Source organism: Pseudomonas sp. FH1 (assembly GCF_000510895.2).
Lineage (GTDB): Bacteria > Pseudomonadota > Gammaproteobacteria > Pseudomonadales > Pseudomonadaceae > Aquipseudomonas > Aquipseudomonas azotoformans_A.
In genome coordinates, this window is the sequence record NZ_AOHM01000013.1 from 20,738 (window position 1) to 39,155 (window position 18,418).

The 18,418-nt window shown below is 61.4% G+C and carries 14 protein-coding genes; 3 read left to right on the forward strand and 11 right to left on the reverse strand.

The window, feature by feature from the left end; genetic code table 11:
* The first annotated feature begins 76 nt into the window (after positions 1–76).
* Entirely contained in the window at positions 77–658 is a 582-nt protein-coding gene (locus H096_RS05590) for a LemA family protein (RefSeq protein ID WP_033897213.1), read from the forward strand.
* Positions 655–1,821 (forward strand): hypothetical protein, encoded by a 1,167-nt coding sequence (locus H096_RS05595; RefSeq protein ID WP_033897214.1) that lies wholly within the window; start codon positions 655–657, stop codon positions 1,819–1,821. The genes H096_RS05590 and H096_RS05595 overlap by 4 nt, the downstream gene beginning before the upstream one ends.
* On the opposite strand, the gene pbpC is transcribed toward H096_RS05595, so the two are convergent.
* The 3 genes from pbpC to H096_RS05610 all read right to left on the reverse strand — a co-directional run bounded on the left by pbpC (position 1,822) and on the right by H096_RS05610 (position 10,608).
* A complete protein-coding gene (gene pbpC / locus H096_RS05600; protein ID WP_033897215.1) occupies positions 1,822–4,122 on the reverse strand; it encodes a penicillin-binding protein 1C in 2,301 nt (766 codons plus the stop codon). It abuts the gene before it with no gap.
* A complete protein-coding gene (locus H096_RS05605; protein ID WP_033897216.1) occupies positions 4,103–9,901 on the reverse strand; it encodes an alpha-2-macroglobulin in 5,799 nt (1,932 codons plus the stop codon). The genes pbpC and H096_RS05605 overlap by 20 nt, the downstream gene beginning before the upstream one ends.
* Before the next feature lie 77 nt (positions 9,902–9,978).
* A complete protein-coding gene (locus H096_RS05610; protein WP_033897217.1) occupies positions 9,979–10,608 on the reverse strand; it encodes a LysE family translocator in 630 nt (209 codons plus the stop codon).
* 136 nt (positions 10,609–10,744) lie between these two features.
* Between H096_RS05610 and H096_RS05615 the strand changes: the two genes are divergently transcribed.
* Complete coding sequence (locus tag H096_RS05615; RefSeq protein WP_025854407.1) at positions 10,745–11,218, forward strand: Lrp/AsnC family transcriptional regulator; 474 nt, start codon at positions 10,745–10,747, stop codon at positions 11,216–11,218.
* A 211-nt stretch (positions 11,219–11,429) separates the two neighbouring features.
* On the opposite strand, the gene H096_RS05620 is transcribed toward H096_RS05615, so the two are convergent.
* The 8 genes from H096_RS05620 to H096_RS05655 form a co-directional block, all read right to left on the reverse strand.
* Complete coding sequence (locus tag H096_RS05620) at positions 11,430–12,017, reverse strand: mobile mystery protein B (protein ID WP_033897218.1); 588 nt, start codon at positions 12,015–12,017, stop codon at positions 11,430–11,432.
* A complete protein-coding gene (locus H096_RS05625; protein ID WP_033897219.1) occupies positions 12,008–12,472 on the reverse strand; it encodes a helix-turn-helix domain-containing protein in 465 nt (154 codons plus the stop codon). Before H096_RS05625 ends, H096_RS05620 begins: the two co-directional genes overlap by 10 nt.
* A gap of 163 nt (positions 12,473–12,635) precedes the next feature.
* Positions 12,636–13,568, reverse strand: coding sequence for a phosphatidate cytidylyltransferase (locus H096_RS05630; protein WP_033897220.1), 933 nt, complete (start codon positions 13,566–13,568; stop codon positions 12,636–12,638).
* 1 nt (position 13,569) lies between these two features.
* Positions 13,570–14,190, reverse strand: coding sequence for a lysophospholipid acyltransferase family protein (locus tag H096_RS05635; RefSeq protein ID WP_033897221.1), 621 nt, complete (start codon positions 14,188–14,190; stop codon positions 13,570–13,572).
* Positions 14,191–14,199: 9 nt separating this feature from the next.
* Positions 14,200–14,643 carry a hypothetical protein gene (locus tag H096_RS05640; RefSeq protein WP_033897222.1) on the reverse strand — a complete coding sequence of 148 codons (444 nt, stop codon included), beginning with the start codon at positions 14,641–14,643 and terminating at the stop codon, positions 14,200–14,202.
* Positions 14,633–15,931 (reverse strand): phosphatase PAP2/dual specificity phosphatase family protein, encoded by a 1,299-nt coding sequence (locus H096_RS05645; protein ID WP_033897223.1) that lies wholly within the window; start codon positions 15,929–15,931, stop codon positions 14,633–14,635. The genes H096_RS05640 and H096_RS05645 overlap by 11 nt, the downstream gene beginning before the upstream one ends.
* Before the next feature lie 2 nt (positions 15,932–15,933).
* Entirely contained in the window at positions 15,934–17,682 is a 1,749-nt protein-coding gene (locus tag H096_RS05650; protein WP_033897224.1) for a bifunctional alpha/beta hydrolase/class I SAM-dependent methyltransferase, read from the reverse strand.
* Positions 17,683–17,693: 11 nt separating this feature from the next.
* Positions 17,694–18,317 (reverse strand): CDP-alcohol phosphatidyltransferase family protein, encoded by a 624-nt coding sequence (locus tag H096_RS05655; protein ID WP_033897225.1) that lies wholly within the window; start codon positions 18,315–18,317, stop codon positions 17,694–17,696.
* Between the last annotated feature and the right edge of the window lie 101 nt (positions 18,318–18,418).

Here is an 18,418-nt window from a genome sequence, read left to right on the forward strand (position 1 = left end):
CAGTACCCGGCGCGCCCTCTTGTTTTACCCCTAAAATGCGACCCTGTGGATAACTCAGCCAGGGAATGCCTTCACCATGAACATCGAACTCCTAATCGCCGGCATCGTCGTGCTGATCATTGTTGTCGGCCTCGTCGGCTGGATGGTGGGCGTCTACAACGGCCTGGTGATGCGGCGTAACGATGTGGACAAGGCTTTCGCCAATATCGATGTGCTGCTCAAGCAACGGGCGGATCAGATCCCGGATCTGATGCGTGTGGTGCAGACCGCGATGAACCATGAGCACGCGCTGTTTACCCGCCTCAGTGATGCGCGCCAGCAATACCTCAACGCCAGCAGCCTGAATGACAAGGTCGAGGCGTCCAACCAGTTGAATGCGGCGCTCAAGTCGGTGATTGCGGTGGCGGAGGGTTACCCGACGCTGATTTCCGGTCCCAACATGGTCGAGCTTCAGCAGGCGATCTCGGCTGTCGAAGAGCGCATCGCTGACCGTCGTGAATTCTTCAATGAGTCGGTCAATCTCTACAACATCGCTATCGCGGTGTTCCCCGACCTGTTTTTCGCGCGGATGCTCAGCTATCAACGCATTCCGCTGCTGGCCATCAGTGCCGAAGAAACCCGTTACGAAGGCGTGAAGCTTGAGGTGCCGGGGGCATGAAAACCACGCAGGCGGGCGAAGATAAAAAGAAGTCGCGTTGGAAAACCCTGTTGGCACTGTTGTGCCTGGCAGGGTTTGCCTGCTTGTTGGTCTACGCGCCGATGACCGTGGTGGCGATGTTTTTCCCGGTATTCGCCCTGGTGTGCCTGCTGGCCAGCTTCGGCCCCAACTTCTACAAGACTGAACAACGACTGGCCACCAGCCAGGTGCGTTCGCTGGCCATGGGACTGGTGGAAATCCGTGGCAAGGTGATTGTGGATAAATCGCTGGTGTCCCCGGTGCACGGCAAGCCCTGCGCGGGCTACGTGTGGATCATCGAAGACGGCGAAAAGGACGACGACGGGCGCTGGAGTTGGAGCCGGGCCAAGAGCGAGGCGCGCTGCAACGACTTCCGTGTACAGGACGCCACGGGAGAAATCCGCGTCATCGCCGAAGGCATCGACCTGTTCGGCAACAAATCACCGGACGACTATGAATCGATCGGCAGCTCGCGCCGCCAAGGCGAAATCCTGCTGGTCCAGGACTTGGACGTGATGCTGATCGGCGAAGCCTGCGAGCGCGATGGCCAGACCGTGATCGCCCAGGGCAAACAGTCCAAGGCTGTATTCGGCGTGGCACTGACCGAGGACGTGGAAAACCGCCGGGTACTGGCGCCGTTATGGCGTGTCGGTAGCTTCTACGGCGCGGTGGTGGCGATGCTCGGGGTTGGCGTGATGGCCATGACCCCTGCGCATTTTGCCCAATTGCAGTTGCCGGGCCCGGATACTTATCAACAGATGGAATCAGTTGGCCCTGTGTATAAGCTGCTGGCCTGGCTGTACCGCGAGGGCGGTTTTCCGATCCCCTTCATGGCCGCGTTCGGCTTCATGCTGACGATTTTCGTGGTGTTGATATGGACCCGGCTGTTGCTGCCCAAAGGCATGCGCCTGGCAGTAGGCCGTGTGCTCGGCGCTTGGATGGCGTTGGGCATGGTGATTGGTGGCGTGGTCACCCTGCTGCTGTTCGTCGCCCATGTGGATGCGTTGAAACAGTTTCTGGTGTGGATGCTGATCCTGCTGGGCACCCTGGTGTTCTCGTTGTTTGAGCAGCGCAAAATGGGGGTTGCGTACAGGCATTTTGCCAAACGGGTGAGCAAGGGTAGTTTCAGCGATGAAGATGCCTGATCAGGGCACAAACTCCACCTTCAACCCTCGACTCGTACTGCGCCCCTGATCATCACTGACCCGCAACCGATACTCCCCCGACTTGCCCGGTCGCCAGTTCAGCGTGCTTTGCGGCGGGCCCTGGCCGATCAAGGTTTGATCGGCAAACCAGTACAACGTCGCTGCGTCGCTAGCGGCGTTGGCATTCAGCGGGATGCTTTCCTGGGCCTGGGACAGGCGCAATTGATAGCTCACCTGGGTCAGCGGCGAGCGGATCTGCGGGGCTTCGCTCTGGTCACTGAGACGGTTGGGCTGGCAGTTTTTCATCACGTTGGGCGGCGTACGTCGCGGCAGACCGGCGGCGCGGTACAGGCGTTGCACGTCGCTGGGCCAGAATTCGAAGACCTCTTCACGGGTGTATTGCGCCTCGAATGGCGGGCAGGCGGCCTTGCCGGTGCGGGTGTCGATCAGCACCGGGCGGTGCAGGTTGGACACCCGAATCGGCGACACGCCGGGGATGTACCAGGTCTTGCGGGTTTGCGGGCACCAGCGATTGGGCAACTCGCCGGACGCGGCGCAGACATCGATGCGCACCAGCCCGGCGGGCGGTTTGTCGGCCTTGATAACCACGTTGGGCAACGCCAGGGGCAGGGCGTCTGCGATGCGAAAGAATAAGGGCGCGGCAGTCTTGGCACCGATAAATGCTGGGTTCGGCCGGCCATCGAAATTACCCACCCACACCACCAGCACGTAGGGGCCCACCAGTCCTGCACTCCAGGCATCATGAAACCCCCAGGAAGTGCCGGTTTTCCAGGCGGTACGCCAGTGGCGTCCAGGCAGACCATCCGGGCGAGGGTTTCGGCGCAGCATATCGCGCACCATGAACGCCGCCTGGGGCGTCAGCAGTGGGGCGCCGGTGGACTGGGGCTGTTCCTGCAAGTAGCGCAAAGGCCGCAGACGCCCATCGCCGGCCAGCATCACATACAGACGCGCCAATTCTTCCGGGGTCATTTCACCGCCACCGAGGGCCAGGGCCAGGCCGTAATGGCTTTCGTCACGCAGGCCTTTGATCCCGGCGCGTTGCAACAGCACATACAAAGAGGGCGACTTGACTTGGCTGGCGAGCCACACCGCCGGGATGTTGCGACTACGGATCAGGGCGTCCCGCGCGGTCAGTGGGCCGACAAAACTACCGTCGAAATTTTCCGGCTGGAAGTAGCCGAAGTTACTCGGCAGGTCCTTGAGGATGCTCATGGGGTGAATCACCCCCTGGTCCAGCGCCAGCCCGTACAGGAACGGCTTGAGTGTCGACCCTGGCGAGCGCCGCGACAGCACGCCATTGACCTGGCCGTGAAGGCTTGTGGATAAGTAATCCGCCGACCCGACCAGTGCCTTGACGCTCTGGTCGCGGCTGTCGATCAAGATCGCCGTGGCGTTTTCCACACCGGTGCTGCGCCGTTCGGCGATGAAGCCGGTGATCAGGCGTTCGAGCAATTGTTGCAGCGGCAGGTTGAGGGTGCTGTTCAGCTCATTGCCGGGCTGGGACGCCAGCAGTTGTTCACTCAAATGCGGCGCCAGGAACGGAATCTGCTGGCGGTTGCGTGCTTCCAGGGGCAAGTCCAACAAGCTGTCATTGCGCGGGTCTTGTGGATAAGTCTCGCGCCAGTCAGCCATCAAACGCTGCCGCGCCTGTTGCAGCGGCGGGCCGAAGCGCGCGCGTCGCCCCGGTTGCTGCGGAATCACCGCCAGCGCCAACGCCTCGGAAAGCGACAACTGCGTCGCCGACTTGCCGAAGTAGATACGGCTGGCCGCCTCGGCACCTTCGATATTGCCGCCCATCGGCGCCAGGTTCAGATAGGCCTCAAGGATGTCGTGCTTGCTGTAGCGCGCCTCCAGCCACAGCGCCAAGGCCATCTGCTGCAACTTGCCCGGCACTTGGCGGGTGTTCAAGTCCCATAGGCGCCGTGCCAATTGCATGCTCAAGGTCGAGCCACCCTGGCGCTGGCCACCGCTGTAGGTGGCCATGGCCGCGCGCAGTAATGCCGGGGGATTGATCCCCGGGTGCCAGTAGAAATTGCGGTCTTCCTTGAGCAGCAAGGCCTCGACCAATGAAGGAGAAATCCGCTCCAACGGTAGCCAAAGACGGTATTGCCCGTCATCCGCCAAGGTCATGCGCAGCAGCGAGCCATCATCGGCCAACACCACCCGCGATGAGGTCACCGTCTGTTCCAGCGGAGCATGGGGCCACAATCGCAGCCCCACCAGGACCACCGCCGCTGCGAACAGCGGCAGTGTCAGGCGCTTAAGGCTTGGTAATTTCAAGCTGGCCTACTTTGCCGCGCCCTTGCAGGGTGGTTTCGTACATGCCTTCGGCATAGGCCGGTGGCGTATTGAAAGTGCCCGCGTTGGTAGCGCGCACGCGGTAGACGAAAGTGCCTACATCACGCAGCGCGGTGCCGTACAACACCACTCGATCATCACGTACGTCCACGTACTCCGGCTGCCAGTTGCTCAGCTCGGTTTCGCCGATGGGGGCTTGCCAGCTTTCTTCTTCCTGGCTGTCCTCTTCCACGTACTCGGACTCTTCGCCTTCCTCGCTGCTGGCGGCTTCCGGCTCCGGCGGCAAGTTATACACAGGCTCGACGCCACCCGGCAGCAGGTCGACCACGGCCACTTGCTGCACCTGGTCACGGTCGGTCGCGCGCAGACGCAGGCGCACCAGGAACTCATCACCTACCGCGACCTTGCTCACCGGCTCGCCCTTGAGGTCGAGGTATTCGTGGATGATCTCCAGGCCATTGGTGATCGGCTTGAGCTTGGCGCCCTTGTCGAAACCGGCTTCGCTGAGCATGAAGAACGCCGCCGGGCCGTCGGATTTTTCCATCACCAGCTTCTGCGTTGCACCCGGCACGGCGGCGCGGGGTGGCTGACCGGCCATCTCCAGCAATTGCTGCTGCTTGTCCCCCAGCCAGGCCGTGGCCTTGAGGGTCATGTCGCTTTGCGCACGCTGGCCGTAGTTGTCCAGGGCGCGCAGCAGCAGGGCCGCCGACAGCGAGTTGTAACGCTGCTCGTTGAGGCGCTTACCGAGTTTATCCAGCAGCGCTGTAGGCACATCGTCCATCAGCTCTGGGAAATGTCGCGCCAACAGGTGCAGGTGTTCGGCGTCGTGCACCAGCGGGTCGTAGTACAAACCGTCGCTGTCCCACTTATCCACAAGCGAGCGCCAGGGGATTTTGCGGAACAGCGTGTCAGCCTGGCGATCCTGCTTGAGCAGCTTGTAGCTGGCCGCCAGGTAAGCGGCGCCCAGGTCGTTCTGCCAGCTGTCCTTGAAGTAGCCCTCGTAGCGCTCGCGGATATCGCTCAAGGCGCCACTTACCAGAATCCCCTGACGGCTTAGCAGGTAACTGGCGTAGGCACGGTTACGCAACTCCGACAGGCCCTCGCTAGGGCCATTGGCCAGGTCGGTCAGGTACGCATTCGAGCGCACCAACAGGTCTTCCGGCACCGGCAAGCCGCGCTCCTTGGCTTCGATCAGGAAGTCGGTGGCGTACAGGCTGGCGTACGGCGCTACGTCCGGGTTGGCCGCCCACAAACCAAAGCCGCCGGCCTGGTTCTGGCGCTGGCGCAGCATGCGCACCGCACTGCCGAAGGCTTGTTCGGCCTCAGGTGCGTTGCCGCCCCAGATCAACGCCGGCATGGCCTTGGACACCAGTTGCTCGGTGCAGGCGTAGCCGTAATCGTCCAGGTAATGCTTGAGGCCGTTGGCCCACACCAGTGGCGAGGCCGCCACGCCCAACTGTACGTCGCGCAGTTGGCTGAACAATTCGCGGGTAGGTTTGAGCTCTTTGCTGGCGCTCTCAAAGCGACCCAGGCTCAGGGCGACGCGATGTTCGCTCAGTGGGCGGATCGAAGTGGTTTCGGCCACCTGGTTGCGTTTGCCATCCGGCAGCACTGCGACAAATCGAAGGTCCGCCGAGCCGAGTGTTTCGCCAACCTTGATCTTGAACTCGGCGGTGCCTTCCTTGCGCGATTGCAGGGACAAGGTGCTGCCCTTGTCGCCCTGTACCTTCAGGCCATCGCTGGTCTGCAGTTCAAACTTCACCTCTGCCGCCGCGTCGAGGTTGCTGAACACCCCGGCGCTGACGTTGAACACATCCCCCGGCGCCACAAAGGCCGGCACGTTGGGCGTGATCACGATCGGGCCGCGCACGTCGGTATTGGTTTCGCTGACGCCGACACTGTCGCTGTCCACCGCCACCGCAAACAGGTGCAGCTTGCCGTTGAAGCTGTCCGGCACCTGGTAATGCAGTACGGTTTCGCCAGCGGGCAGGTCGACCAGTCCAGACCACCAAGCCACAGGCGGCTGGTGTTTACGCTTGAACGGGTTGAGGTGATTGGCCAGGGCGCCTTCCGTATCGCCACCGGGCGCTGCCCCACTGAGCAGACGGCTGAATTCCGGCAGGATCAGGTCAAGAATCTGACTGGTGCCGACCTCCAGCGCACGCTTCTGGAAGAAGAAGCCCAGCGGATCCGGCGTCTGGTAGCGCGCCACTTGCAGGATGCCTTCGTCCACCGCATAAACCACTGCTCGGCCTGGGCGGTCGGCGTTGACCTTGATGTCGAGCCTCTGCCCCGGCTCGATCTTCGCCGGGCCCTCAACCTTCAGCGTCATGCGCCGCGCATCCAGGTTGATGCTGAAGGGCACCACGCCATAGGACAGCGGGCTCATATACACCTCGGCCGAGCCCATGTCGCGCACAAACTGCACGTTGACGTAGGCATTGCCCTCAAGCCCTGCAGGCACGCGGATATGTTGCACACTGTTGGTGCTGTCGGCCTTGAACCATTGCTGGGTGTAGACCTTGTCCCGCTCGATGGTGATCAAGCCGGCACCGGTATACGGCGCACGGATGCTGATCGCAATTTCATCACCGGTGGCGTAGCTGCGTTTATCCAGGCGCAGTTGCAGCTCGGCATTGCGTTCCAGCGAGCGCGAGGTGTTGCCTCGTCCGGCCACGCTGTAGTCGATCTGGTTGAGCAGGTTGCCGTTGGCGTCTTTCAATTGCAGGGTGAAGTCACCCGGTGTGCCGGTGTTCAGGGCCTGCTTGGCGCCTTCCTGGGTCATCACCAGCGGTGAGGCCGGCTGGCTGATGTTCTTGATGCGCGACTCGTACTTGTAGGTGCCGTTGGATTGTTTCACCAGCACCGACACATACCGATGCTCGACCACTTCAGTGGTCAGGCCGTCCACCGCCAGGGGCGAAAGGTCCGGCGCGACGGCCAGCCATTGCACTTGGCGCGGCGCATCCTTGGCGACGTACGACAGCGAATCCTGACTTTTCACACCCACAAGGTAGGGCGCGGACGACACCAGCAAGGCACTTTGCGCCGCCACATTGCGACCGCCTTCCGCTTCGAACACCTGGCTCATCACCTGCAGGCGATAGGTGCTGTTGGCGAAGCGTTGCAGGTTGAGGTCGAGCACGGCCTGGCCGTTATCGTCGACGGTGGTTTCGGCCAGGTCTTCCGTGGTGGCGTCTTCCAGGGAGTCGTTGAGACGGAAACGGTAATCCGGGTAACGATCAAACGCCGCGAGCGTCGGGCTCAGGGACATTTTGGCTGTCACGCGACGGCCGGACGCCGGGGCGCCAAACAGATGCATCGCGGTGACCTTGGCCACCACTTGGTCCGGTGGAATCCAGCCTGGCACAGGCGTGTCGTGCAAACTCAGGCTGACCTTCATGCGGTCCGGTTCGAAGTCACGGACCTTGAAGCTCACGCTGCCCAGGTCGGTGCGGGTCTGCTTCTGGCCGATCAACTGCAAGGTCGCGGTGTATTCCCCGGCGGGGGCGACTTCACTGCTGGGGAAATCAAAGGTTTCAAAACCGCTGGCGGACAGCTTCAACGGCTGGCGAATCACTTCCAGGCCACGGGGGTCGGTGATTTGCAGCTCAACCGGCAGGCCCAGCAAGGCGCCTTTCCAGTTGCCGCTGCGCACGATCATGCCCAGGTGCGCGGTTTCGCCCGGACGGTACAGGCCGCGGTCGGTAAACAGGTAGGCGCTGAGGCGATCAATCGCACCGTCTTCTTCCAAACCGCCTACATCGAAGCGCGACAGATCCAGTTGCTGGGACTGACGGGCGATCGGCAAAAACGACTGGTCATTGCCGCGAGTGACCACATACATCAGCGGCGTTTTCTCACGGCGCAGTTCATCCAGTTTGGCGAAGTGTGCGTGGCCTTCGGCGTCGGTGCGGCCACTGCTCACCGGCAGGCCGTTACGCCCAATAATGTCGACTTGCGCGTCGGACACCGGCGAACCGTTGCCGATGGACTGCACATACACGTCATGGCTGCCATCGCTGGAGCGCTTGGCGATGATGCCCAGGTCTGTCACCACGATAAAACGCAGGTCGCTGGTGCTGCTGCGGTCGTACTCGAAAGTGCGTTGGGCCGGGTCATCCTGCGGGCTCAACTTGAGTACGAAAATCCCGCGACGGCCGCCATTGGCGGTGAGGTAGTGGCTGAGGTCCACGTTGTCGTAGACGGTTTTCGCCGGGTCATTGGATGACAGCGGGATATCCAGAGACTGACGCTCGACCATGCGATCGAAATATTCGTTGCCGAAGTTCGGCCGGGCAAAGCTGCCGCTGCTTTGGTCCACCAGGTGTTGCAACTGGTTGGGCAGCAGGCGGGCGATTTCCACATGGGCGCCAGGCACACCGCGAGCCATGAAGCCCAGGCGTTTTTCGCCATTAAGGCTGAGTAAGGCGCCGTCAGACAGGAACTGCAAGGTGCGTGGGTAAGCCGGCATGCTGATCAGCGACGCCGTAGGATTCTTCGCCAGGTAGCCGCCGATGGCTTCCAGGTTGGCGGGGACTCGCACATACACCGCGCGCCCGGCCGGGGCCTTGAATTTGAAGGCGTGCAGGGTATTCAGCGGTTCGACGCTGGGCACATGGGTCAGGTTGAGCTTGGTGCTGCGGGCGAGCAGGGCGTCGTCGATGTCGTTGCTGCTGTAGGGGCGCGTGTCGTCCTGGGCTTTTTCCGGCAACAACCAGGCCTGGACCTTACCGGCGATGGTCTCGTCGGCGACGGCGCTGGAACTGCTGAACATCAACACCGGCTCTGGTTCACCCCGTGCGTTGTCGACAAAACTCACTTCGGCGCCGGTAAAGGTCAGGCGATAGCGGCCGGGCACGGTGACCTCCGACACCAGCGGCGCGGTGCTGGCGTTGCCACCGTCGCGGGCCTTGATGCCTTCGTCGAGCTTGGCGCTGACGGGCGTGCTTTCCAGTGGTGTGGCCAGGGCGGCGGAGCGCACGTACGCGTTGAGTTTTTTCTCGTCGAAGGTGATTTCCGGGCGGTTGGGCAACTGGGCGTCGCGGTAGGCCAGGCCTTTACCTAGGGTTACCGTGACGCGCTTGCGTAGGTTGTCTTCATCCACCGGGTGGGAAAAATGGAAGGTCGCCACCAGCTGTTTCAGCGTCGGGTTGGACGGGTCCTGGTACAGCTCGTTTTGCGCCAGGGTGGCGCGGAACGGTTGGGTGGAAAACTGCGTGCTGTATTGGTCGAGCAACACGCCGTCGGCGAGCAGGTTTTTCTTCGCCATGTCCAGGGTGTAATGGGCGTCGATGGGCCAGTCTTTTTCCGGCACGAACAACAGGCTGCGGTCATCCGCCCAGCGCCAGGTGCCCGCCACCGTAGGTTTAAGGGTAATACCCTCGGTGACCGGTTTGCCGATGGCCGACAACGGAGCCACGGATTCGCCAAAGCGCACCTGCAAGTTATCCACAACCGGCGTTTGCTGGGTGTAGTCGGTAAGGTTGGGTTTGTGCAGCGAGTAGCTCGCGGTATGCGGCTGTGGCAGGTTGGAGTACCAATGCCAGCCGTAGAAACCGGCGGCGGCCAGCAATACCAGGCCCACTAAGCCAGCACCGGTTTGACGCGGATAAGCGCGCGCCTTGCTGCCCAGGTTCGCCAGCCCACGCCCGACTGCACGCAGCCAGAGCGGCGGATGCCATTGACCAAAGACGGCCCCCACCACAGTCAATAACGCACCGACAATACGGCGGCTGATCGCTTTGAACGAATCGAACATGGTGAGCATCCCTGGCTAAGTGCGGCGTATCTTACACGCGTCTTTGATACAAAAGATGACGCCGATACGCTGCACCGCTAGGCGTGTTGCACAAAAGTGAGACGCACCGCAAAACCGATCAAAAGACTGCCGAATAGCCATTGCTGCACACGCTGCGCCGAGCGATTGCGTGCCAGCCACTGGCCAATGCGCACGCCGGCCAGGGCATAACAACAGTCGAAGACGAAACCGACTGCGACCAGAATCACCCCCAGCAAGGCGAATTGCGACGCCACCGGTCCGGCTTGCGGGTTGATGAATTGCGGCAGCAGTACCGAACAGAACAGCAGTGCCTTGGGATTGAGCAGGTTGGTCAGCAAGCCACGTTGCAGCGCGGCACGCCAGGCACGCGTTGTCAGGGTGGCGTTGGCCGTATCGAGCGTCGGCAGCATATTTGCCCGCAGGCACTGTACCCCCAGCCACAACAGATAGGCCGCGCCGCCCAGGCGCACTACATCAAAGGTCCAGGGCGCCACCTTGAACAAGGTCGCCAAACCCATGCCCGCCAGCGCTACATGGCAGGCGCGGGCCAGTCCCAGGCCAATCGCCGTGGTCAGCGCCAGGGCCTTGCCCTGACGCGCGCCGGTCTGCAGCAGCAGGATCATGTCCGGCCCCGGCAGCAGGTACGCCACCGAAAGAGCCACCAGAAACAACCAGAGTTCCGCCATGTTCCACCCCCCTTGTGTGTCGGCCAATTCTAGGGCCGAAGGGCGGGGCAGGTGCTTGCGTAATCAGCCCGAAAAGCGTCTAGTCTTGGCGCTATCTGCCACTTATTGCCATGAAAGCCATCCACTTATGCCAAATCTGAAACTCGATGCTTTTGACCGCAAGATTCTCGAAGCCCTACAACGCGACGGCCGCCTGAGCAATGTACAACTGGCCGACGAGATCGGGCTGTCTGCCTCACCCTGCCTGCGGCGCGTGCGACTGCTGGAAGAAGCCGGCGTGATTCGCGGCTACCAGGCCACACTGGATCGCGATGAAGTGGGCCTGGGGATGATGGTGTTCGTGGGCGTGAAGGTGGAGCGGCATAACGACACCGAGGCCAACGCCTTTCGTGAGGCAGTCACGGCGCTGCCGGAAGTGATCTCGGCGTTCCTGGTGTCGGGGGAGTCGGACTTTCTGTTGCAGGTGGTGGTGCCGGATTTGCGCGGCTATGAGCGGTTCGTTACGGGTAGTTTGCTGAAGCTGCCGGGGGTGAGGGATATACGCAGCAACTTCGCGATCCAGACCGTGAAAACCCCAGGGGCGTTGCCGCTGGGGCATTTGCCGGGTTAGGCGGTTGTAATGGGCGAACACCGTACTTGTGGCGAGGGAGCTTGTCGAACCGTCGCACCGTCCCGTTGGACTGCGCGGCAGTCCTAATCAAAAGCTGGGGCCGCTTCGCGACCCAACGGGACGGTGCGACGGTTCGACAAGCTCCCTCGCCACAGGGGTACAGCGGATTCACGATTCACCCTAACGTTGCCCGTTATCCTCAAGCGGCGCGTCAACTGCGCACGAATGCCGACAGTAGCGTGTAATCATTGTTGTCGGCAGCGCGAAGCGCTTGGATGTAGCGTTGGCGTACTTCAGTAGCGGTCACCAGGTTACCGCGACCCCAGGAGAAGGGAGCAAGACCACATTGCCTCAGTAGGCAGTCGGTCATGAGGCGAGCATGTCTACCGTTGCCATTCGGAAAGGCGTGTAGCCAAACAAGTCGGTGGTGAAAGCGCACGGCAACCTCTTCTGGCGGGAAGACATTGTGTTCCAGCCAGTAAGCCATGTTGTCGAGCAACTGTCGTAAGTTGACCGCGATCTGCGTCCAATCACAGCCGATATTCTTATCGGATTTGCGGAAGGTGCCGGCCCATTTCCAAGTGTCGTCGAACATTTTCACGTGAAGCTCACGGCAGAAATGGTCGTTCAGTACATCCAGCTTTTTTTGCCGCGCTATCCAACGTGAGGCTTTGAGGATGTTCTGCGCTTCCCATTCATCCAATTCGCCCTGGTTGGCGATATGCCTCGGTTTCAGGCCAGCGACTTCGTCGGGATCGAGAGGCGTTTGGCCTGGTTTCAGTTCCAGTTCTATTGCCATAGGCGGGCCCACGAACCGTCGAGTAGTTCTCTGCGGCGTTCATCAATCTGACGTTCGATGAACGCATCAGAGGGGCGTTGGTCTTCGAGGCTCATGGAGTGTGCAACGCCTAGGATTTCTTGCTTCGCCATGAATTCGGCGCGGTCTTGGATGACTTCGTGCAGGGGCTTCTTGGGGACCAGGCCGTAGACGAGTTCACAGTCCAGTGCTGCTGCTAGCTTTCTTAGCTGTGCGAGTGATATCCGATCTTCAGCCTCTGAGCGCTCGGACTTGGTCAACGTCCCTGAGGATACGCCGGCAATTTCGGCCTGCGTTTTTAATGAGCGGCCTAATGATTCTCGGATAGCCCGCAGCCAACCGCCTGGCGGAACAGCCGCATTTTTAATGGTATTAAACGGCTCAATGGCACGTTCTACTTGAGAAAGGCGCAGTTTGTAGAGCTTGGAAGCACTCATGGTAAATGATCCTTTGTAAGCCTATAGGCTATCAATTTCTTTATTAATATTAGCCTATAGGCATACAAATAAATAAAAAAATAAGCCTATAGGCTAACAAAATACATAATTTTGTTTGCCTATAGGCTTAAAAATTCGTTCAAGTTGTTAATGGCAACGAAATTTACGTCCACCAATACCGCACAAGATGAAAGAAAATCGGCGCCGCAAAGCACACCGAATCCAACCGATCCAGCATCCCGCCGTGCCCTTCGATCATATGGCCCCAATCCTTCACGCCGCGATCGCGTTTGATCGCCGACATGACGATGCCGCCGGCAAACCCGAGCAGGTTGATCAGCAGTGCAATCAAGAACGACTGCCACGGGTTGAACGGCGTGGTCCACCACAGTGCCGCGCCGATCAGCGACGAGAGCAGGATGCCGCCGACAAAGCCTTCCACGGTTTTCGACGGTGACAGGTTCGGCGCGATCTTGTGCTTGCCGAACAATTTCCCACACACGTACTGCAAGACGTCCGACAGTTGCACCACGATCACCAGGTAGGCAATCAGTAGCAGGTTGCGGCCTTCATAGCCAGGGATGTCGAGGGTGAGCAGGGCGGGCACGAAGGATACGCAGAACACTGCGATCATCAGGCCCCACTGCACTTTCGACGCGCGTTCCAGGAAGTGCGTGCTGTCGCCACCCAGGGAGGCGAGGATCGGCAGCAGCAGGAACACGTATACCGGGATGAAGATCGAGAACAGCCCGTACCAGTCCGAGTAGATCAGCAGGTATTGCAGCGGCAGCGCCAGGTAGAACGCGGCGACCAGCGCCGGGTAGTCGCTGCGGCGGGTGGGGGTGAGGGTGAGGAATTCGCGCAGGGCGTAGAACGACACTGCGTAGAACAGCAGGATCACCGCGCCGGTGCCGAGCCAGAAGGCGATGCCGATGACCACCACCATCACCCACCAGGCGTTGATGCGCGCATTGAGGTTGTCGATGACGGCATTGGGGCTGCCACGGGTGCGCAGCTTGAGGATCAGGCCGATCAGCGAAGCGAGCACCATGATGGCGCCGATGCCGCCGAACAACATCAGGGTTTGGCTATCCATGTCAGACAGGCTCCGGGGCAAGGGCGAGCAGGGCGTCGCGGGTGCGGGCGAGGAACGCGGCTTTGTCTTCGCCGTCTTCCAGTTGCAGCGGCGCGCCGAAGCTGGTGGTGCACAGCAAGGGCAGCGGCAGGACGCGGCCCTTGGGCATGACCCGGTTGAGATTGGCGATCCACACCGGCACCAATTCGGCCTGTGGATAACTTTTCGCCAGGTGATACAAACCGCTTTTGAACGGCAACAGGCCGTCTTCGAGGTTGCGCGTGCCTTCGGGGAAGATGATCAGCGAATCGCCGCCTTCCAGAGCGTTGAGCATGGGTTGCAAAGGGTTATTCACAGGGTCCTTGCGTTCGCGGTCGATCAGCACGCCGTTGAACACGCGGTTGATGATGTAGCGGCGCAGGGCACTTTTATTCCAGTAATCGCTGCCGGCGACCGGGCGCGTGAATTTGCGCAGGTTCTGCGGCAGCGAGGCCCACAGCAACACGAAGTCGCCGTGGCTGCTGTGGTTGGCGAAGTAGATGCGTTGCACTGGCACCGGCGCGCAACCGAGCCACAGGCTGCGGGCGCCGGTGACGGTGCGGGCCATGGAGGTAATCAGCGTGGCGACCACGGGTTCGAACATGGGGATTCCTTATCCGGCGAAAGGCAGCCAAGGGCTGGCGAGGATCACGCCCAGGGTCAGCAGCGCTTGCGCGCCCAGCAGCCAGGCTTGTTTGCGCAACAGTTTGAGCGCGCCTCGACGGCGCTCGGTCCAGGGCCGGCCAATGCGCTTGGCCGATTGCAGGCCAAGGGTTTGCAAGGCCTGGTCGAGGTCCGGGGTGCGGTCGATGTCGCGGGCCAGCAGCGCGAACAGGTCGGCGTCGAAGGCCACGCGCAGCGCCCAGTACTTTTGTAGCAGCCCGAGGATAATCATCCACAGGCTCAGCAGCAGGCAGATCGGCGCAATACTGGCCATCAGCAGTTGGGCCAGGCCGAACAGTACGCCGACCAGGGTCAGGCCTGTGGATAACTGATCCAGCGAGCGACCTCGACGCAACAAGCTGGCGACAACCTGCAGTTCCATATCAGCGGGCATGGGGTAAACCCTCCAAAGCTTCACGGTGTGCGGGGTGCAGGACCACATCGGCCCGCGCTGTACGAATGATAGTCAGCGCATCCTCTATCGTCGCGGCGCGCCCGGTGTGCAGTAGCCAGGCCGCGACGGCGGTGGCGCTGCGCGAATAGCCGAGGGCGCAGCACACCAGCAAGGGGCCGCTAGTGCGCAAGCGTTCGATGGCTTGCGCGGCTTGCAGGCATTCGTCGGGGCTCGGGGCAATCAGGTCCAGCACGGGAATCGATTGGTAAGCGCGGCCCTGTGGATTAATCGGTAATTCGGCACAGAGATCGACGATGGCCTTGAAGGGTTCTTGCTCACTCGCTGTAGGAATACGCCCGAGCCAGACGTTATCCACAATCAGGTCCGGTTGTGGATGCTTGCGTGTCCACAGGCGCGAGTTGATCCAGGCCGCGGCCAGATAGGGCGCATACAGCCAGCGCGCAGCAGATGTCAGTTGGCCGTCGGCGCGTTTCTGGAACCCCGCAGCGCCCAGCACGAAGTAATTGGCCTTGATCAAGGCGAGGGAAACCGCAGGCCAAAGTATCCACAAACCGCCGCCGCCCAGTACAAACGCAAGAATTGCCAACAGCAAGGCGCCAAGGCCATAGCGCACACCTAACCGCCAGCGCTTGGGATCCCGCGTCAGCCGTGCATTCAATAACGGGCTCGGATGTTTCACCGGCCACAACCACACACACAGCCACCCGGCGAGGGCGCCTGTGGGTAAGTCGATAAAGTGATGTTGATAAGTGGTCAGCACTGAAATGCCGATCAACGCGAACCAGCCATGCACCAGCCAACGCCAGAATCCCTGAGTATGGCGTTGGTACATGACCCACAGGATTACCAGCAACGCGATATGCAGGGACGGCGCCTGGTTGAACGGCTTGTCGAACCCCGCCAGCACCGCAAACAGCCAGCCGAACACGCCGTCCAGCTCCGGCCGTTCGAAGGTGAAGCGCAGCGGCCAGATCAGGAAGCAGCTCACGGCGATCACCTGGGCACTCAGCAAACGCAGCGCATGTTGCTTCAGTTCATGCCGGGTGTTGGGCAGCAGCAGGGAAAACCCGTAGAGCAGGTCGATGGACCAGTAGGGCACGATGGTCCAGGCCCAGAACGGCATATGGGTTTCCCAATCGAACACCAGCGTGCCGACGTCGCTGCGCTGGCTGGTGACCCAGGTGGCAAAGCCGTAGGTGCTGAAAAACAGCGGCGCCAACAGCAGCAGCCACAGGAACGCGGGTTTCAATAAGCCGGGTTCGCGCATGCTCAGATCTTCTGTGCCAGGGACACGGTGAAAATGCCCCACTCATCCACTCGCTGGGTGATCTTGCGGAAACCGGCGGCTTCCACTAGTTGGTCCATTTCCGCCTGGCTGCGGCGGCGCATCACCCAGGCCTGGCCCTGGCGGTGGCTGGTCAGTGCACGGGCGATCAGCTCCAGCTGCGGGTGCCACGGTTGGCCGGTGTAGACCAGATAGCCACCGGGTTCCACCGCTTCAGCGAGGCCCGCCAGCGAACCGCCGACCATGCCGTTATCGGCAAACAGCTCATACAGCCCGGACACCACCGCGAGCGTTGGCTTGGGTTCCAGCGCGGCGAGATCCAGGCGGTCGAATGCATCACCTTTGACGAACTGCGCAATGTCCCCCAGGCCTTTCTCGCTAATCAGCGCGCCACCGTCGCGCACGTTGATGTCGCTGTAGTCGCGCAGCAGGATCGATTCCGGCAGCGGCGACACACCCTGCAAGGCTTCGAGGATGTAGCGGCCATGACCGGCGGCGATATCCACGATACGCACTTCGCGATCTTCCCCGCGCAACTTGGCCATCGCCAGGCGCAACAGTTCTTCTACATTCAACTTGCGCTGGCGAATACCGCGCCAGCCGATGGAGTTGAGGTAGTTGGTGTCGATCATCCGTCCCAGCCCGCCCTTGCCGGTGGGCGTGTTGCGGTACACGTAGTCGAGGGTGCTACCGGAGTCGAAACCGGTGTCGAAGCCCAGCTTCACACCGTCCGAGAGGTTCTTGCCCAGGCCCATGCTGGCGCGGGTCATGCGCCAGTACAGGTCGCGCAAAGAGTTGCGCGGTAGCGGCGCGGCCAGGGCTTCGGACTCGGCGCAAGTAGCGCCCAGCTTGTCGGCATCCAGCAGCGAGGCGCGGTCCAGCGGGTGTTCGAAGTTCTGCAGGATGAAACGCCGGGCGCTGCTCACCGCAGTTGCGCGGTCGCGTTCGCCCAGGGTGTCGTGGAAGAAACCGGGGAGAATGTGCAGCTCTTTTTTCAGGCTGCCGAGGCGGTCGAAAAATTGCTGCTGGGGTTTGCGGTGCACCACAAAGTCCGAACCCGAGATCAGCAGCTGCGTCGGCACCTGGATCGCCTGGGCATCGGCGACAACCCGGTCGGCCGCTTCGTACAGGCCGAGCAGCACATTCACCGAGATCGCCTTGGTGATCAGCGGATCGCTGTCGTAGGAGGCGACGCGCTCCGGGTCATGGCTCAGGAACTTGGCCTTGACGTAACTGTTGACGAAAAAGTTGCCACGCAACTTGCGCATCAGCGCCAGGCCCGGCCGCGCAAAGGGCACGTAGAGCTTGACCTTGAACGCCGGGGACGCGAGCACCAGCGCGCGAATCTTCGGCGCGTAGTCGTGCACCCAGGTCGCGGCAATCACCGCGCCGACGCTTTGCGCAATGACGGCGAAGTTCTCCTCCTCGATGCCATAGGTGGCGCCGATGTGGTCGCAGAAGGTCTGCACATCACGGGCGCTGGTGGCGAAGCTGGGGCTGTCACCGCGCTCGCCGGGGGATTGGCCGTGGCCACGGGCGTCCCAGGCGAAGAAATCAAACTGCGGCAGGTTCAGCTCATCCACCAGGTGGGCGATACGTCCCGAATGCTCATGGCCGCGATGGAACAACACGATTGCCTTGCGCGGCCCGGTAGTTTCCGTGGCCGGCCAGTGCCGGTAGAAAAGCTCGACGCCGTCGTGGGTACTGAAGGTGTGCTGTTGCTGTTCGCGCATCGCAAAAATCCTTATGCAATCGGTGAGGTTTCTTGTTGTTCTTTGAGGCCCTGACGCACGCGGTTGACCAAGGTGTAGGCGAGCAGGGCGGCCATCAGCCACATCACCGCGTCGACCCAACCCGCGCCCAGCCAGCCCAGCGCCACGCCGGTGGCCAGTACTCCGAGTACGAACGCGCGATCGCTTTTGCCCATCGGCCCGTCATAGCGCCGCGATGAGCCCACCATCGGCCCCAGTACGCCGGCGTATTCGCTGAACACCGCCAGCAACGCCACCAGCAGCACCGGCGCCAGGCTCACGCCGGGGATCAGCGCAAACGGCAGGATCAGCGCGCTGTCGGCGATCACATCGCACAGTTCATTCAGGTAGGCGCCCAGGCGCGACTGTTGGCCGAATTCACGGGCAAGCATGCCGTCGATAGCGTTGAGCGCCATGCGCAGGATCATCCACAGCGGGATCAGCGCAAACAGCCACAGGTGTTGGGCGAAGCTGGCAATCAGCAGGCCGACCAGCAAGGAAATCACGCCGGCCAGCACGGTGATCTGGTTGGCGGTGGTGCCATTGTCATAGAGGCGCTGCACAAGAGGGCGCAGCAGGTTTTGAAAACGCGGCTTGAGCTGATAGATCGAAATCATGGGGAGTGACGCTTCCTTGTCCGTGGACCCGCGAAAAACTGTTCTGGAGTGTGCCCGATTCTTCGTGGCCTGCACCAGTGATGGCGCGTGTTTCTGGGGGT

Bases quoted from the DNA above. Each gene is read 5' to 3' on its own strand.
- H096_RS05590 (WP_033897213.1), top strand. From the start codon at position 77: ATGAACATCGAACTCCTAATCGCCGGCATCGTCGTGCTGATCATTGTT.
- H096_RS05595 (WP_033897214.1), top strand. From the start codon at position 655: ATGAAAACCACGCAGGCGGGCGAAGATAAAAAGAAGTCGCGTTGGAAA.
- H096_RS05605 (WP_033897216.1), bottom strand. From the start codon at position 9,901: ATGTTCGATTCGTTCAAAGCGATCAGCCGCCGTATTGTCGGTGCGTTA.
- H096_RS05610 (WP_033897217.1), bottom strand. From the start codon at position 10,608: ATGGCGGAACTCTGGTTGTTTCTGGTGGCTCTTTCGGTGGCGTACCTG.
- H096_RS05620 (WP_033897218.1), bottom strand. From the start codon at position 12,017: ATGGCAATAGAACTGGAACTGAAACCAGGCCAAACGCCTCTCGATCCC.
- H096_RS05625 (WP_033897219.1), bottom strand. From the start codon at position 12,472: ATGAGTGCTTCCAAGCTCTACAAACTGCGCCTTTCTCAAGTAGAACGT.
- H096_RS05630 (WP_033897220.1), bottom strand. From the start codon at position 13,568: ATGGATAGCCAAACCCTGATGTTGTTCGGCGGCATCGGCGCCATCATG.
- H096_RS05635 (WP_033897221.1), bottom strand. From the start codon at position 14,190: ATGTTCGAACCCGTGGTCGCCACGCTGATTACCTCCATGGCCCGCACC.
- H096_RS05640 (WP_033897222.1), bottom strand. From the start codon at position 14,643: ATGCCCGCTGATATGGAACTGCAGGTTGTCGCCAGCTTGTTGCGTCGA.
- H096_RS05645 (WP_033897223.1), bottom strand. From the start codon at position 15,931: ATGCGCGAACCCGGCTTATTGAAACCCGCGTTCCTGTGGCTGCTGCTG.
- H096_RS05650 (WP_033897224.1), bottom strand. From the start codon at position 17,682: ATGCGCGAACAGCAACAGCACACCTTCAGTACCCACGACGGCGTCGAG.
- H096_RS05655 (WP_033897225.1), bottom strand. From the start codon at position 18,317: ATGATTTCGATCTATCAGCTCAAGCCGCGTTTTCAAAACCTGCTGCGC.